This window comes from Segetibacter koreensis DSM 18137, assembly GCF_000374045.1.
In the GTDB taxonomy this organism is placed as follows: domain Bacteria; phylum Bacteroidota; class Bacteroidia; order Chitinophagales; family Chitinophagaceae; genus Segetibacter; species Segetibacter koreensis.
The window spans coordinates 24,176-40,338 of the sequence record NZ_KB893336.1 but is presented as its reverse complement, the minus strand read 5'-3'; the positions used below and the strand labels follow the sequence as shown (position 1 = coordinate 40,338).

Below are 16,163 nucleotides of genomic sequence, written 5' to 3'. Positions count from 1 at the left end.
AAAATAAAGTAACTTTAGACTTCTCAAGACCAGGAAAACCAACAGATAATCCCTTTATAGAATCATTTAATGGAAGCTTCAGAGATGAATGTTTAAATATTAACTGGTTTCTATCGATACAGGATGCCGATGAAAAGATAAAAAACTGGAGAGAGGAATACAATCACTTCAGACCTCATAGTTCCTTAAACGGAATGACCCCAAATGAAGTGGTTAAAATGTATATCAACAAGCCCGAATCTCCAATTTAAGTTGGCAGTAAAAATGGGAGGAGGTCAATTTCTGTAAAGAGATGGCTTTTTTTTTATTAATTACATAGCAATAACTTGTTTTGAAAAATTTTTCAAAACAAGTTTTAGGAGTATTATAAATACAATTACTAAAACTATTTATTTGCTTTTATGTTAAAACTATAAAGCCAATTTATGGAAAATGCTTTAATTATATTCGTTCGGAATTCAGAGAAGGGGAAAGTGAAAAAGCGTCTTGCTAAAAGTATAGGAGATGAGAAAACGCTCGAGGTATATAAGTATTTACTGGAGTACACTAAAGATATTACTATACAGTGCAAGTGCAATCTCTTTGTTTTCTATTCGCATTACATTCATATAAATGATGTTTTTGATGACAACGTATTTTCAAAACATGTTCAGGAAGGTGACGACATTGGTGAAAGAATGATGAATGCTTTTAAAAAAGTTTTTGATTTAGGTTTAAAAAATATATGCATCATTGGAAGTGACTGTTATCAACTCGAAACGGAAATATTGAACGAAGCTTTTGAAAAACTGCGTCAAAGTGATATAGTGATCGGCCCGGCAAATGACGGTGGTTACTACCTGGTGGGAATGAGTAAGGTTTACCGGGATGTTTTTACAAATAAAGACTGGGGCAAAACAACCCTATTGAACGATACATTGGAAACCATTAATACGCTCGGATTAACCTGCTCACAACTTTCCCAACTTAATAATTTGGAAGACATCGACGACCTGTTACAAACTGATATATTAACGAAGCTGGAAGAAGAACCACTATAAATTTTTTCTCTAATGAGATTGAAACACAATTTGAAATGTATGCAGCTCAAACCACACCCATATTTTTATACGAAAGAATTTTTTGTTTAAAGTTTTTTGAAAAAGATGTGGTTTTATTTAAAAAAAGCACCATCTTTACAAGGCTGTTTACGAACTAACGATAGTTAGTTTTTGTGATTTTTAATTCTAAGTAAAGAATTAAATTGCTTCATATTTCAAAAAAGAAGTATAACGTTTTCAAACCCCACGGGTTATATGGTGAAAAAGAGCTGGTTCGGCCTCTAACGATTGCTTGCATTATTTCCAATTTGCCAACTTTTTTTCACCATATAAGTTTTTTTCATTTTCCTCTATTTTCTTATGATTTGCTTCTCGCAATAGATTAAATTTATTCCGCAACTACTATATAGGTTTTCACGATAAAAAATTTATTGCCTAAAACAGAAACTAGCCGTCCTTTATAAAAATTTGTATATTTATTTTATGTCTTATGAGAAGAGAAATAACTTCCTGGTATAGCCATGCGCTTAATAAAGAAATGCCTATCGCTTCATATGGCCACTACGGATTTGTTGTTTTATTAGTGCCAACGGCCGCAGCTGATTACCTCGAGTATGAGCGTTTTGAATTAATACAGGCACTTGAGCCAATGATAAATGCTGGCAAGATGCGTGTTTTTAGTATTGATAGCATTAATAAGGAAAGCTGGCTTAATTACCATATGGAACCTGCTCACAGAGCTATACGACACAACCAGTATAATGAATATGTGTTTCATGAAGTAATCCCTTTTATTCGACATGCTACAAGCAATGAAACTTTTATATATACATCAGGTGCATCATTTGGCGCGCTGCACGCTACGAACCTGTTTCTTAAAAGACCTGATATAATAAATGGAGCAATATCAATGAGTGGAGTATATGATTTAACAGAATATACTCGTGGATACTGGGATGAGCAAGTGTATTATAACAGTCCGATTCATTATGTTCCTAATTTGTCTGACCCCTTTTTTCTTGATAAAATAAAAGCAAGCCATCATATTCATATATATTCAGGAAGTGGAGAATATGAAGACCCGGAAGCGTCACGTCGATTTGCCTCTGTGCTTTATGACAAAGGAATTTGGTGCAACCTGGACATCTGGGGGAAGGATGTAAAACATGACTGGCCTACGTGGAGAGCGATGATGCCGTATATTCTCGGTAATAAGTTTTAAAGCAAATATTATCGGTGATGTAACATTTTCGTTCACTACCAATCTAGTTATCGTGGCGACCCTTGTTTGTACAACTGAATAAACTTATTTGTCCTAAACCCTTTACTGGTACGATCCCCTTGCTTGCACTGGATATTGTCATTATTTAAAAAATTATAAGAACTTAATCTATAAGGCCTTTGTTTAGTTGCTATGATGGCATAGATTTTTAACTTTATTAGTCGGTTGAAAAAATATTTACGATATATAGCTAAAGGCATTGGCGTTTTTGTCGCGGTACTTTTATTTGTATATCTCGCGGCTTACACTTACGTAACATTTAATAAAAAAAGTATAATTGAGCAAATAAAAGAACAGGTTGCTGATAAATTAAACGGTGATATACAAATTGGTGATATAAGCCTCGGTTTTCTAAGCACCTTTCCGGGTATTTCTGTTTTACTTGAAAATGTTTCTATAAAAGACACTCTTTTTAGTCAGCATCATCATCCATTTTTTGTGGCAAAAAAGATATATCTTAATTTAAGTGTCATAAGCATTATACAAAAGAGTAACCCCGTAAATGGTGTACGTCTTGATGATGGACAGTTGTACGTTTACAAAGATTCAACAGGGTACACAAACGCCTACCTGTTTTCTCCCAAGTCTGATATGCGGGCAACAACAAAAACGCCTGCATCAAAACTAGAAATAGAAACTATAAGATTAAGAGATGTAAGACTGATTTTTGACGACCGGAAAAAATCAAAACTGTATGATTTTGATGTAAAAAGATACACCTGCAATATCATAAATACCGACTCTGCCCTTACATTTAAAACAAAGAATAATATTCTTGTTCATACCCTTGCTTTTAACACCGCTGCCGGTAGTTTTTTAAAGGATGCAAAAGTTGAAGGAAATTTTGATGTGCATTTTAATAAGATAAAAAAACAACTTGCTTTTAATAATATTGATATTAATATAAAAAATCATCTTTTTAAAATATCGGGGGCTTTTCATTTTACGAAAGCGTCCACATTTTCTTTGAACATAGCTACTAAAAATCTTGATTATGATTTTGCCCGAACTTTATTGCCAGAAGCGAAATCAACTGCTTTGTCAATAGTAAAACTTGACAAACCAGTAAATGAGGTAAAGGCAGAAATAAGTGGTCCACTCAATGGAGGAGACCCTCTTGTAAATGCAACGTATACTTGCCGCGAAAACAACGTGCAGTCTCCTTATGCCAGTTTTACAAATTGCTCTTTTACCGGTTCCTATACCAATGAGGTGGTAGTGGGGTTGCCGCGTAAGGATCCTAACTCAAGACTTCGTTTTCATAATTTCACCGGCACCTGGCAAAACTTGGCTATAAAGTCAAAAGACATTTATATTAATAACCTTCAGGTTCCTGTAGTAAATGCAGATATTAAAACAGATTTTGATCTTTCTCAATTAAATACATTAATTGCAAGCAGCACATTTGACGTGCACCAGGGGAAAGGCACATTAGATATCATCTACTCCGGTCCGCTGCAGGAAAACACCAAAGAAAACACTTTATTGAATGGTAAGCTTACATTTTCAAACGGTATATTAATGTATCACCCGAGGAATATCGAGATGAAAGATGTAAATGGTAATATCGTTTTTAAAAATTCAGATGTGTATGTAAACGATCTCAGGGGTAATGTGCAGGGTAGCAAAATTATAATGAACGGAAGTGGTAAAAATCTGCTTGCACTTCTCAAAACCAATCCCGGCAAAATGTTCCTGGATTGGAACTTGTACTCTCCCTCTCTAAACCTTGCGAGCTTTACTTCTCTTTTACAAAAACGTATCGCGACAACAAGGAAAAATAATTTAAAATCTAAGATTGGTAAAAATCTCGATGAAATAGTTAGCCAGGCAAACTTCCATGTAGATGTCAAGACAGATCAACTAATATACAAGAGATTTACCGGAACGAATGTTAGGGCATCCCTTGGGCTCATAAATGAAAATTGGGTTTTAAATAATATAAGCCTCAGTCATGGCGGTGGATCAATGAGTATAAGTGGTTATTTAAATGAAAAAAGCAGCAGGTATTATTCAGCTAAAATAAAAGCAAACATTCAGAATGCAGATGTGAATAAGGTTTTTTATGCTTTTGATAATTTTGGTCAGAATGGCATCACTTCTGAAAACTTGCGGGGCAAGCTAACATCTACAGCAGATGTTACGATGGACATAGATCGCGATCTGGCAGGAAAACCGATGAATATGGAAGGCTATGTAGACTTTTCACTAAAAAAGGGTGCATTACTTCATTATGAGCCTTTACGAAAAATTCAGGATGCAGCGTTTACCAGAAGAAACTTTGACGAAATATATTTTGCTGAGCTTAAAGACCGGTTTGATATTAAAGACAGGGAGATAATAATTAATAGAATGGAAATTGAGTCAACGGTACTTACACTGTTTGTAGAAGGGGTATATAGTTTGCGCGGCAAAACAGACATAAGTATACAAATACCTATAAGCAATATTAAGAAAAGAGATGATGATTATAAGCTGGAGAATAAGGGTGCTGACGCAAAAGGTGGAGCCAGTATTTATGTGAGAGGAAAGCCGGGCGATGATGGAAATATTAAATTTAAGCTGGACCTTTTTAAAAAATTGAGAAAGAAAGACGATAAACAAAAGAAAGATGATAGAGAAAAGAATAAAAAAGATAATTCAGGTGAAAAATAGCGAAGTTCGGATATGAAAATCGCCCCAAGGCATCTACAGCCATGTTCAGTTTACTAATAACATACCTTTTTACATTCTTTATGTAGACGCTTTTAAATAAAATCTCCAGCAAAACCAATAAATGGTGTTTTTCCTTATGTTGAGTTTAATAATCAAATAGATTCCAGTGCAGACAAACTTATCTTTGCAGCCTGATGGAGAAAACAAACTTTATAGATTACATAAGGATTTTTGCGAAAAGTGGTCATGGCGGAGCTGGAAGCAGGCACTTTATGCGCAATAAATTAACTGCAATGGGTGGTCCTGATGGAGGAGATGGCGGCCGGGGAGGTCATATTATATTACGTGGCAACAAACAGCTTTGGACATTACTACATCTAAGATATTACAAAAATGTGCTGGCTGAGGATGGCGAGAATGGAAGCAAAAATAATAGTACAGGCAGGGAGGGCAAAGACATAATCATTGAAGTGCCGTTAGGTACGGTTGCCAAAGATGAAGAGACAGGAAAAGTAGATGCAGAAATTTTGGAAGACGGGCAGGAGGTGATATGGTTAAAAGGAGGCCGTGGAGGATTAGGTAATGCTAATTTTGCTACACCTACCAACCAGGCGCCAGAACATCATCAACCAGGTGAGCCAGGGGTTGAAGGATGGAAAATAATTGAATTAAAAGTATTAGCCGATGTAGGTTTGGTCGGGTTTCCAAATGCAGGAAAATCTACATTATTATCTGTTATAACTGCTGCCAAGCCTAAAATTGCTGACTATGCTTTTACCACATTGACTCCTCAGCTAGGAATGGTGGAATATAGGGATGGTAAAAGTTTTTGCATTGCAGATCTGCCCGGCATTATAGAAGGGGCGGCAGAAGGTAAGGGATTGGGACATCGTTTTCTCAGGCATATAGAGCGCAACTCCTGTCTCTTATTTTTAATTCCGGCCGATAGTAAGGATCATAAAAAAGAATTCGAAATTCTTCATAACGAACTGGAAGAATACAATCCCGAATTATTGCAGAAAGATTTTGTAATAGCTATAAGCAAAAGCGACATGCTCGATGCAGAATTAAAAGAAGCGATAGCAGAAGAATTGCCCAAAGACATTCCCTACGTATTTATTTCTTCGATAGCAAATAGAGGACTTACAGAATTGAAGGACTTGTTGTGGAAAGTTCTAAATAAACCTTTGTAAAGTATCGTAATATAAAATATGTAATTCGATTTGCTAACAACCGTTTGTTTTTTATTGTTTATATGTAAAAAGTTGCTTAACAATTATTTAATCATATTTTTTTTACTCTTTTTATTTTTATTATTCAGTATTCTCTTATCTTTGATTTATCAAAAGCTGCCAGAGCTAAACCAACTTCTACTATTCTTGCCCTAAATGCGTACAAGATTGCTTCCACGTAACGTTGTTTGATTAATACATTGCTTGTTTAAACTGTTGCTTCCGTTAAGAATTTTTTTATTCACGTTTAAACTGTTAATTTATGAAAAAGCAATTAATTAAATCAATTGAAAAAAAGGTAATTATTTTCTCCCTGGCCTTTGTCATTATTTTCGGTAGCTATTCAAATACTTTTGCCGCTCCCGAACGTCCTGCAAGTGATGCAGCATCTTATGTTAGTTATAAAGGGTTCAAAGGCAATTACCTGGTATTCAAAGTCGATTACAAAAATGAGGCGACACAACCCTTTCAGCTGGTAATAAAGAACGATCATAACGAGGTTCTTTATAGCAGAAGTTTTGATGCAAAACCATTAAACACAGATGTTCTTTTAACCGAAATTCCTGATGATGTTAAACTTACTTTTTCTATTGAAACAAGAAAAAATAGGATTAGTCAAACTTTTTCAATTGATTCTGAAGTTAAAACAACCCAGGAATACATAGTAAAAGGACTATAAATAAAAACGGATCCCACTATTGGTTGGCAAATAAAAATGCCCAACTACAGGTAAAGTCGTTGCTCAGAACTACTTTTGAAAATCACTATAATAAAAGCCCTTACACCAGGGCTTTTATTATAGTGATTTCTGTTTTTTCGCAGGCAGCCCAAGTATTTAAAGTAATTAGTAATAATGTTTGAAAGCCAAATATCAAGAATTGGATTTTTGCAAGAAAAAGCTCTATTTTTATTTTTTTAACGAATAATCCTTAATTCAATTATGAGTGCAGGTACAACAGCAACAGCAGAGACCTTCAATGAAACAGAAAACAAAAGCCCAGTAATTCACCAGGTTTTCTTTTGGTTAAAAAACCCTTCATCAAAAGAAGATTTGAATAAACTGATTGAGGGTCTACAAACACTTAAGCAGATTGAAACTGTCAGGCAAATTCATGTTGGAGTACCTGCTTCCACCGAACAGCGGGATGTGGTAGACGGCAGCTTTAGCGCTTCCGAACTTTTATTTTTTGATGATCTTGCCGGTCAGAAAACATACCAGGATCATCCTATACACTTAAAGTTTGTTGAAAACTGTTCGCCTTTGTGGGAGAAGGTAATCGTATATGATTCTGTGGGGGCTTAAAAGAGTATCTTTTAGTTGTATAAGCAGTAAAGAATATAAAAACCTTTATGATTGAGACTTTAGTAGGTTGTGGTAACACAACCTTTTTTCGTCCTATCAATTGGTTTAGATAAGGGCTGTTTTGTATTTATATCTCACTGACCCGGATGGTATGTCTTTTCTGCATGCTTTACGACATCTTCTTTGTAGAATAGAACATCTTTAAATTGTCCCTTGGTGTACATCAGGGCCTGGTCAGTAAAATGTCGAGATTCTTTATTTCCGCTTTCTCCGCCTGTTAATAAAGATTTTGCCTTTATTCTTTTTCCGAATTCCACTGCGCAAATAAAGCTATTGCCATTATAACCGTAGCGTTTTTTAGTACCAGGATACGTGCGACTTACAAACGAGGGTAAGCATCCCCATATAGACGCTGCAAATCCGTCGGGTAAGCTGGGTTGAATATCATCGTGTATATCTTCCAGATCATCTGTAAGTCTTTGATACCGGTTAATCTCTCCCCATTCTATCTCCCATGTTCCAAATTTATTTTGAAGTTCTGTAATCACTTCTTTGAAGGGGCGCAATAGCACCGGCAGTGAAGCCTCCGCTGCAAATTTTTTAAATTTTTCTACCAGGTCTGCCTTTTCATCATTTTTAAACTGGTTCATTAAAACAGGCAATAACTTTTGTGCCCATTCTATAGCTAAAGTGGTGGCAACTGATTTTTCAGAAGTGTTATGATCCCATTCAGATAAGATTTTTATAGCAGTTTCCACTGACTTGTAAGTTGTGTCTGAGCTAGTCGTTTTATTTGCTTTTAGAAGAGCTGGTATTAAAACATCAAATGCAGTTAGATGGGTATCATAACCTGAAGCAATTACTTTATCAAGTGTATAATCTGATTGGCTGCTTAACACTCTTACAGCATTTATTCCACGAAAATTTTCACCGTTAGGCGCCATATATGAAGGATAATTTTCTTTTTTAGGACTGTTAATACCGGCTGCTGTAAACGGAGTTGAGTTGCAATTTTGTATCCATCCGTTTGCAGGATTATATAAGTGTATGATTTCATCTACTTTATGAAGACCTTTCCATTCTGTTGCGGCTACACTGCCGTCTACCGGCTTAGACCAATCGAAGTTTTTATCTCTTACAGGCACAAAGTTGCCATGCCAGTAAGCAATGTTTCCTTTGTCATCTGCAAATACGGTATTGTTAGATGTATTTGCCCGCAATTGCATGGCTTGTTTGTAATCGTCAAACCCTTTTGATTTTGTTCTTACCCAGCTTTGAATTAAACTGGTCATCGAGCGATTATAAGATTTAAGGCTAATCCATTTTCCATCTCGCTTTGCCATTACAGGACCATGGCCGGTATAATAAGCTGTAAAGGTTTTTGTTTGCAATGTTTTATCTGCATTACGATAACCTATCGTTATCTTTTTTTCTTTTACTGGTTTTAGTATTTTATTATATTCATAAAAAAGAATATTATTTCGTTTTACAATTTTTTCTGAATACAGGTCTGCCACATCTACATCGCTTGAAGTATGCATCCATCCACAATGTTCGTTGAAACCCTGGTAAACAAAAAACTGCCCCCATGTAACAGCTCCATATGCATTCAGACCTTCAAGGCTTTGTACCTGCACTTCGGGCCTGAAGTAAAAAGTAACATGCGGATTAATATACAAGATAGCATTGCCAGAGGCTGTTTTTGAAGGAGCAATGGCAAAACCATTAGAGCCATCAGGGAGTTCCGGCTCTTTATTTTCAGCTTTGGTAACTTCATCATTTCCATTATAAAAAGCCTTTAACTCATCAGTAGTTATATCTGCGGTATTAATTGCACCTATGCTTCCGTCGGTCCAAAGCAATGGAAACCAGGGTTGAAAATGTTGTATCAAAGCTGGCTTAATCAATGGGTTTTTGTAGAGATAATAATTTATTCCATCTGCATAAGCGTTTAATAATTTTCTTAACCACGGTTGTGCTCTGTTATAATCAGCTTTGGCCTCTGTTGTATCTATCAGTAATCTAATAAGCAGATCATTATATAATTCCGGCTCTCCTTTCAATTCTGCCATTCTTCCAAGCTTTTCGACATAATTCATTTCTATTCTTTTAAAGTCATCTTCGCATTGAGCATACATTAGGCCGAATACTGCATCTGCATCTGTTTTGCCATATACATGGGGTATGCCCCAGTTGTCTCGAATAATAGTAACATTTTTAGCTTGTTGATTGCAACGGGTAATTTCTGTTTTAGTCAAAGGCTGCGCCTCTACCATAAGTGGTAAAAGGAGAAGGAGAAAATAAACTTTTAGCATAATAAACTGGTAATTATTAGTAAAGTCAGTTAAGGTAAATATTTTTAACCGCAGCGATAACAGGCGGAAAAAGTTATAAAAACCGAAATTGAATTTATAAATATGTAGTGAATATGTTTTACTTTTTATACTTTTCCTTTTTATTCTTCAAGCAATTTCTTTTCACTTTTACCGCTTTCTCCGTAAATAAAATGATTAATCTCATGTTTTTGAATGATTGTTGTTAAGGTTCAACTTGTTAACCGCAAATAGTTTTGCAGTAAAATAAGGTTTTTAAAAAAACTATTGATTATGACCTGGGGCAATAAATTAATATTGGTATTTATAGGTTTTGCAGTTTTAATGAGTACACTGGTTTATAAGTGCATGAAGCAGAATTTTGAGCTCGTCTCAAAGGATTATTACAATGATGAATTGCGATACCAGGATAAGATAGACGGCGTTAATAACGCCAATAAATTAAGCAATGTACAAATAACTCAAATTGGTGATGAAGTTTCAATACAATTGCCAAAAGAGTTAAACGGTTTGGCAACTACCGGCAAAGCGTGGTTTTACTGTGCAACAAATGCCTCTAACGATAGAAAAATTCCGGTAGAAGTAAATGATGAGGGGGTTATGGTAATAGATAAAACAAAACTTGCAAAAGCTAATTACCAGGTTAAGCTGAGCTGGCAAACAGGCAGCGATAAATTTTATAATGAGCAAAAACTGGAAGTAAAATAATGAGCTTCCAAATCTTCATATCTGCCCTTGTGCTTGGCTTGCTCAGTAGCTTTCATTGTGTAAGTATGTGTGGCGCAATAGCCTTTAGCCTGCCTACTCAACATCTGTCCCCCACTAAAAAATTGTTCGGAATTTTATTGTACAATTCCGGTCGCATATTTACTTATGCTTTGCTAGGAATGCTGGTTGGTATTGCAGGAAGGCAACTGTACATAGGTGGATTTCAACAATGGTTTTCAATCATTGCCGGAGCCGGAATTTTAATAATTGTAATTCAATCATTTTTAGGTCTGCCCGTTTTTCATCTGCCCGGGTTTAAAAAGGTAAATGGCCTTGTGCAAAAACTAATTATACGCTTTATTAAAAAACCTTCTTTTCCCGGTATATTTTCTCTTGGTATAGCTAACGGGCTTTTACCTTGTGGTTTAGTTTATTTAGCTATAACCGGCGCTATGGCGGTAGGATCAATAACGGGTGCGGCGACCTTTATGGTAGCTTTTGGAATGGGCACTTTTCCTGCTTTATTTCTTCTTTCTTATTTTGGTTTTCTTATTAGCATTACAACACGTAATACAATAAAAAAATCAGTTCCATTTGTTGTCGCTTTAATGGGTATATTGCTTATAGTAAGAGGAATGGGTTTAAATATTCCATACTTAAGTCCTGCTATTACAAATACTGCTGCTACTGCAGTCAGGTGTCATTGATCTCATCTTTCGAGGGCGAGTATTATCAATAAAAGTTGTACAAAATGGAAAAAATTGTTACGCTTACATTAAATCCTGCTATAGATAAAAGTACTACGGTGAACAGTATTGTTCCGGATAAAAAATTGAGATGTTCAGTACCAAAATTTGAACCTGGTGGTGGGGGAGTAAACGTGTCGCGAGCCATTAAAAAACTTGGTGGAAGTTCGACAGCGATTTACCTGGCAGGTGGTCATAGCGGAAAATATTTTGAGCATTTACTTTTTGCTGAAGGAATTAATTCATGCGTCGTAGAAATAGAAGAACAAACAAGAGAAAATTTAATAGTAGTTGATAATTCTTCAAATCTTCAATATCGTTTTATAATGCCCGGTCCTGAAGTGCGGGAACATGAATGGCAACAATGTCTAAATATACTCGAAAAATCTTCCGGGGTGGAATATATCGTGGCTAGCGGTAGTTTGCCAAATGGTGTGCCCGAAGATTTTTTTGGCAGATTAGCTGCAATTGCCAAAAAAATAACTGCAAAGCTTGTAGTTGACACATCGGGAGAGCCTTTACGTCACGCTATTAATGAGGGGCTTTTTATGATAAAGCCAAACATGGGAGAGTTAAGCAGCCTGAAAGGAGTGGAAGAACTACACGCAGAAGATGCCATCAGAGCTGCCAAAGAGATAATAAATAGGGGAGGATGTGAGATGATGGTAGTTTCAATGGGCGCATCAGGCGCCTCGTTGGTTTCTAAAGATATTGTATTTAACTGCCCGTCACCTGTTGTTAAAAGGAGAAGTACAGTAGGAGCAGGTGATAGTATGGTAGCGGGTATGGTACTTGGTTTTTTAAGAGGCCTTCCTTTAAGGGAAGTGCTGCAATATGGGATAGCTGCAGGTACTGCCGCTACTATGAACACCGGGACTGAACTGTGTAAAAAAGAAGATGTTGAAAAATTGTTTGCATACTTAAAGGGAGAAAAAGTAGAGGTTTTGGTAACTTAATTATAGACACTGTGATTATCTAACTTTCCTATTTCAATCGGGGGATTCAAGGATTGTAATTATTCTTCCGTAAGAATTTTTAATTTTTACCAGGTTAACGAATTCCCGATTTATCTTCGGTTTATCTGTTTGCTATGAGAAAAGCAATCATTATTTGAAGCTGTTCTGGTAAGTAACACTTAAGCAAAAAATGATGGAGGATTTAGAGCTAAAGGACATATACATCTATCCTATTAAATCTTTAGGAGGCATATCTGTGCAGGAAGCTGAAGTACAGCAAACAGGACTTCAATACGATCGACGCTGGATGCTGACCGATAAAGCTGGTCAGTTTCTTTCTCAGAGAGCATACAGTGATATGGCGCTTTTGCAAGTACGTCTCGTTCCCGCAGGGTTGATGATAACGCATAAAAAAAACCTCCTTTCACCCCTTACTATACCATTTGATGTCACGATGCAAAAGAACATTACCGTAAGTATATGGGACGATGTATGCGCAGCATCAGAAGTGAGTTCGATTGCGGATGAATGGTTTTCATATGCGTTGCATATGCCTGTTCAATTGGTTTATATGCCTGCAACTACTCGCCGGCTTGTTGATCCAAATTATGCAACTAATAACGAGATCGTAAGTTTTGCTGATAGTTATCCATTTATGATGATAGGTCAGTCTTCACTTGACGATCTTAATTGCCGTTTAACTCAGCCTGTTCTCATGAATCGTTTCAGGCCAAATCTTGTCTTTAAAGGTGGTGCTCCGTATTGTGAAGATGCAATGCAAACATTTCAAATTGGTGATATTACTTTTACTGCTGTAAAGCCTTGCGCCCGCTGTATTTTAACCACAATAAACCAGGAAGAAGGAACAAAAGGAACAGAACCTCTCAAAACGCTTTCCAGCTACCGCAGCATCAATAACAAAGTGATGTTCGGCCAAAACTTATTGGCAGAGGGAGTTGGAAATATTAAGGTAGGAGATAAGCTTACAGTACATCAAGCCATCTTTTAGATAAATAAGAAGTGTTATTGCTTTTTACCAAAATAACGCTTATCCTATTTCAATATCAATAAATTCTACTCTACAACGAGTTTGATCAGCTCCGGTTTTTTATCTACTGATTGTATCCATAAATAATAGAAACCTGGCTTTAAGGAAAGTCTTGAAACGTCTACTTCCATGTTTGATCCTCCTTTAGGTAATTTCATTTTACCAATTTCATACATTCTGCCAAGTGCATCCAGTATTTGTAAATGATAATCTCCTACGTAACTGGCAGGAAATTCAACTTTAAGTGTCTTTCGTACTGGATTTGGATACGCTTTCGCTTTTTCAAAATTATGTTCAATAGATTGTAACGATGCCTTGTTGGATGTTGTACTAAAACTGTAAACCTCAACGGCGCAAACCATAGGGCGGTCCACCGTGGAGGAAAAATCAATATTTAATTTTCCATCGGTAACGGTTACAGGTATATTTTTTACAAGCGCCGTTGCTACCGCTCCTATTTCCTGTGTTGGATCGAAATTTACAATTCGTAACTGTCCTTCCAACGCAACACTCATTACCCTTGAACCTGCACCACCATTTAACCCATAACCAGGTACTCCCCAAAAAATTTCAGCAAAATGCAGCCGTACCACATAGTTACCATTTGCAACAGGAAACACATAACTCCACGGCTTTTTGGCTGCATTTGAATGTTGTTCTTTAACGTATAACGCATCTTCATCTGTGCATTCAATTTCCGTTAGTTTACTTTTATAGGGTTGCATGTCTCCTACCACATATACGGTATCAGCACTCCAGGTTTTTCCGTTTAAGGTTAGAGAAGTCGAAGAGCCACTATTGACCCTATATTTTGCCGTAACTGTTGTGCCGGAAGCTTTTGCAATACCATATAGCGGAACCCGAAGGGGTGAATGTGAGTTATTATAATATATTAGTAAGTCTGCTATTTTTAGGCCTTGTGACACTGGCTTAAAGCTTACAAATAATGTAGTTTTTCCCGCTGCATTTAAAGTAGTTTTTAGCGGCATTGAAGCAGAAAATTCTGATTTATTTTCCCCGGCTATTGCAACAGAGGAAATGGTAATAGCCGGATCTTTTGAACCGTCAGTATAACTTTTTCCGAGACTAACTATATTTAATGTAAACGAATTGGCGCTCTGTAAAAGTTTTTCACCAAAGTCTACAGCTGAAGGAGTGCTGCTTAATTTTGAAAAGTAAGCAGTTCCTTTTTCGGGCCGAAGATTTTTTACCAGATACACATTGTCCTGGTAATCATAATTGCTGGCGTTTGCGATAATGTATGAATTTGGAATTACATACCCCTTTGCATCAAGAACTTTCCAAATTTTAATACTTATTTTCCCTCCTGTATTTTTTGCTGCGTCTGTATAATCTTTGTCGCCGATCTTAAACCCAAAAGCAGTTGTAGGAGAAAAAACTGCATCGGCCGGCGTGTTTGGGGCACTTTTGCGAGGCATAACAGTCTGGCCATCCTGTGAAATATGCGTAACAATAGTGTTTGGAATATTTGAACCTTTCGTATACCAGCTAATTGCCGGCGCAGTACTACAACAAATATGGTAGGCGGCAATTTGCACTATGGAAACAGGCCTGGTATTATCTGCGCGCACAAAATAAGAAGGTCGTATTTCATCGCCTGAGAATGGTAAAGAAGTGTCTCCCTTGTTAATATCGGTCACACCAAATCCTGTTCTTGTTTTAAATGCAAAAGCATTTATTATTTCCTGTGCATAAGGTTCATTACTTCCTTCGGCTTTTTTCTGCCATATTCCGGTTAAGAAAATATTTTTAGAAGGAAGTTTGTCATCATTTGAAACGATTGTGAGGGTGTCATATACAACCTTGACCCTAGTTGCCTGATCAATTGCTACAAACTTGACTATAACATCAGCAAAAGTTCCTGAACTTATTGATAAGGGTAAACTTGTTGCCGGTACGTATGCAGCGCCCTTAATTTTGTCAATTTTCCATCTCGAGCTATTCGATAAAACAAGGTTTGTAACAATTAGGGGACTAATTCCTTTATTATGAATTCTTATTCTTAAAGAATCGTGATTGTCTGCATAAACACTATCCCTGGTCCAGGGAGTTTGAATTCTTGAAAATACGAAATGATCATTTGAAGGAAATTTATCGGGATTTTCAACAAACAAGAGGGCATTGCTTTGGGTGGCAGACGCAGTGATAATTAATTGTGGTTTATTTGTTTTATTTTCTTTACTATTAAACAGCAGGTTTTTATTTTGATTTGAAATATCCTGCATTAAAAAACTTACCGTTTTATCACCACTAAATTGAGACTTTACATAAGCTGATACGTCTAAGTCGTAATACTTTGACTGGTCATTAACCGCTGTGGACGCTAAAGTATTGCTTACTGCTGCCGGCGCGTTATTCCAGGTAATTCCACTTTCAGTCCAACTGTCGTTATCTATACCATACAGAGAAAAAGTTATCCCTGCTGTATTATCAGTGTTGCGGCCATATACCCTAAGCTTTGCAGATGTTATTGTACTTACTGAGCCAAGCGAGAATTTAAGATAAGATTTACGTGTATATCCACTTGAAGTAGACCCCTTAACAATTAAAGCGGTATCGCTGCCGTAATTAGTAGATGCATAGCTTCCATTTCTTACAAAAGCATCAGCAGTTGGACTGAGTGTATACGAAGTTTGAGCTAAAGCCGAATAAGTAAAAAACGAAAACAGTACGCAAAAAAAAGATTGTACAATTAATGATAAGACAGCGTGATAAAAAAAAGAAAAGTAGTTTTTGGTCACTGTAGTTTATTTAAAGATTCTGACAGTTTTTATTAGTAAAAGGTAACAAAATTTATGAAATAAACCTTGATCGGGAAGGGTATTACTAGTAATTAACT

At 36.4% G+C, this 16,163-nt stretch carries 13 protein-coding genes; 11 read left to right on the top strand and 2 right to left on the bottom strand.

From position 1 onward, the window contains the following. From B154_RS31505 to B154_RS0116435, 7 genes are all read left to right on the top strand, one after another. Nucleotides 1–251: integrase core domain-containing protein (locus B154_RS31505; protein ID WP_018615365.1), on the top strand; the 251-nt coding region annotated here is incomplete at its 5' end. A 174-nt stretch (nt 252–425) separates the two neighbouring features. Beyond that, complete coding sequence (locus B154_RS28870) at nt 426–1,040, top strand: TIGR04282 family arsenosugar biosynthesis glycosyltransferase (protein ID WP_018615364.1); 615 nt, start codon at nt 426–428, stop codon at nt 1,038–1,040. A 490-nt stretch (nt 1,041–1,530) separates the two neighbouring features. Then, nucleotides 1,531–2,262, top strand: coding sequence for an esterase family protein (locus B154_RS0116460; RefSeq protein WP_018615362.1), 732 nt, complete (start codon nt 1,531–1,533; stop codon nt 2,260–2,262). Between the two features lie 225 nt (nt 2,263–2,487). Further along, entirely contained in the window at nt 2,488–4,977 is a 2,490-nt protein-coding gene (locus B154_RS0116455) for a YhdP family protein (RefSeq protein WP_018615361.1), read from the top strand. Nucleotides 4,978–5,171: 194 nt separating this feature from the next. Further along, nucleotides 5,172–6,170 carry a GTPase ObgE gene (obgE, locus tag B154_RS0116450; protein ID WP_018615360.1) on the top strand — a complete coding sequence of 333 codons (999 nt, stop codon included), beginning with the start codon at nt 5,172–5,174 and terminating at the stop codon, nt 6,168–6,170. Between the two features lie 301 nt (nt 6,171–6,471). Beyond that, on the top strand, nt 6,472–6,888 hold the full coding sequence (locus tag B154_RS0116445; RefSeq protein WP_018615359.1) for a hypothetical protein: 417 nt from the start codon (nt 6,472–6,474) through the stop codon (nt 6,886–6,888). Nucleotides 6,889–7,149: 261 nt separating this feature from the next. After that, entirely contained in the window at nt 7,150–7,512 is a 363-nt protein-coding gene (locus B154_RS0116435) for a Dabb family protein (protein ID WP_018615357.1), read from the top strand. 134 nt (nt 7,513–7,646) lie between these two features. Here the strand turns inward: B154_RS0116435 and B154_RS0116430 are convergent, their stop codons facing one another. Next, nucleotides 7,647–9,827 (bottom strand): penicillin acylase family protein, encoded by a 2,181-nt coding sequence (locus B154_RS0116430; RefSeq protein WP_033411864.1) that lies wholly within the window; start codon nt 9,825–9,827, stop codon nt 7,647–7,649. A 291-nt stretch (nt 9,828–10,118) separates the two neighbouring features. Between B154_RS0116430 and B154_RS0116425 the strand changes: the two genes are divergently transcribed. The 4 genes from B154_RS0116425 (at nt 10,119) to B154_RS0116410 (ending at nt 13,264) form a co-directional block, all read left to right on the top strand. Further along, nucleotides 10,119–10,553 (top strand): FixH family protein, encoded by a 435-nt coding sequence (locus B154_RS0116425; RefSeq protein WP_018615355.1) that lies wholly within the window; start codon nt 10,119–10,121, stop codon nt 10,551–10,553. Continuing rightward, entirely contained in the window at nt 10,553–11,260 is a 708-nt protein-coding gene (locus tag B154_RS0116420) for a sulfite exporter TauE/SafE family protein (protein ID WP_018615354.1), read from the top strand. The genes B154_RS0116425 and B154_RS0116420 overlap by 1 nt, the downstream gene beginning before the upstream one ends. A gap of 44 nt (nt 11,261–11,304) precedes the next feature. Continuing rightward, nucleotides 11,305–12,255 carry a 1-phosphofructokinase family hexose kinase gene (locus B154_RS0116415; protein ID WP_018615353.1) on the top strand — a complete coding sequence of 317 codons (951 nt, stop codon included), beginning with the start codon at nt 11,305–11,307 and terminating at the stop codon, nt 12,253–12,255. Nucleotides 12,256–12,445: 190 nt separating this feature from the next. After that, nucleotides 12,446–13,264 (top strand): MOSC domain-containing protein, encoded by an 819-nt coding sequence (locus tag B154_RS0116410; protein WP_018615352.1) that lies wholly within the window; start codon nt 12,446–12,448, stop codon nt 13,262–13,264. A 65-nt stretch (nt 13,265–13,329) separates the two neighbouring features. Here B154_RS0116410 and B154_RS0116405 read toward each other — a convergent pair whose 3' ends face one another. Beyond that, the gene (locus tag B154_RS0116405) at nt 13,330–16,065 is read right to left on the bottom strand and encodes a CBM96 family carbohydrate-binding protein (protein ID WP_018615351.1); all 2,736 of its coding nucleotides are present in this window, start codon (nt 16,063–16,065) and stop codon (nt 13,330–13,332) included. Nucleotides 16,066–16,163: the final 98 nt, after the last annotated feature.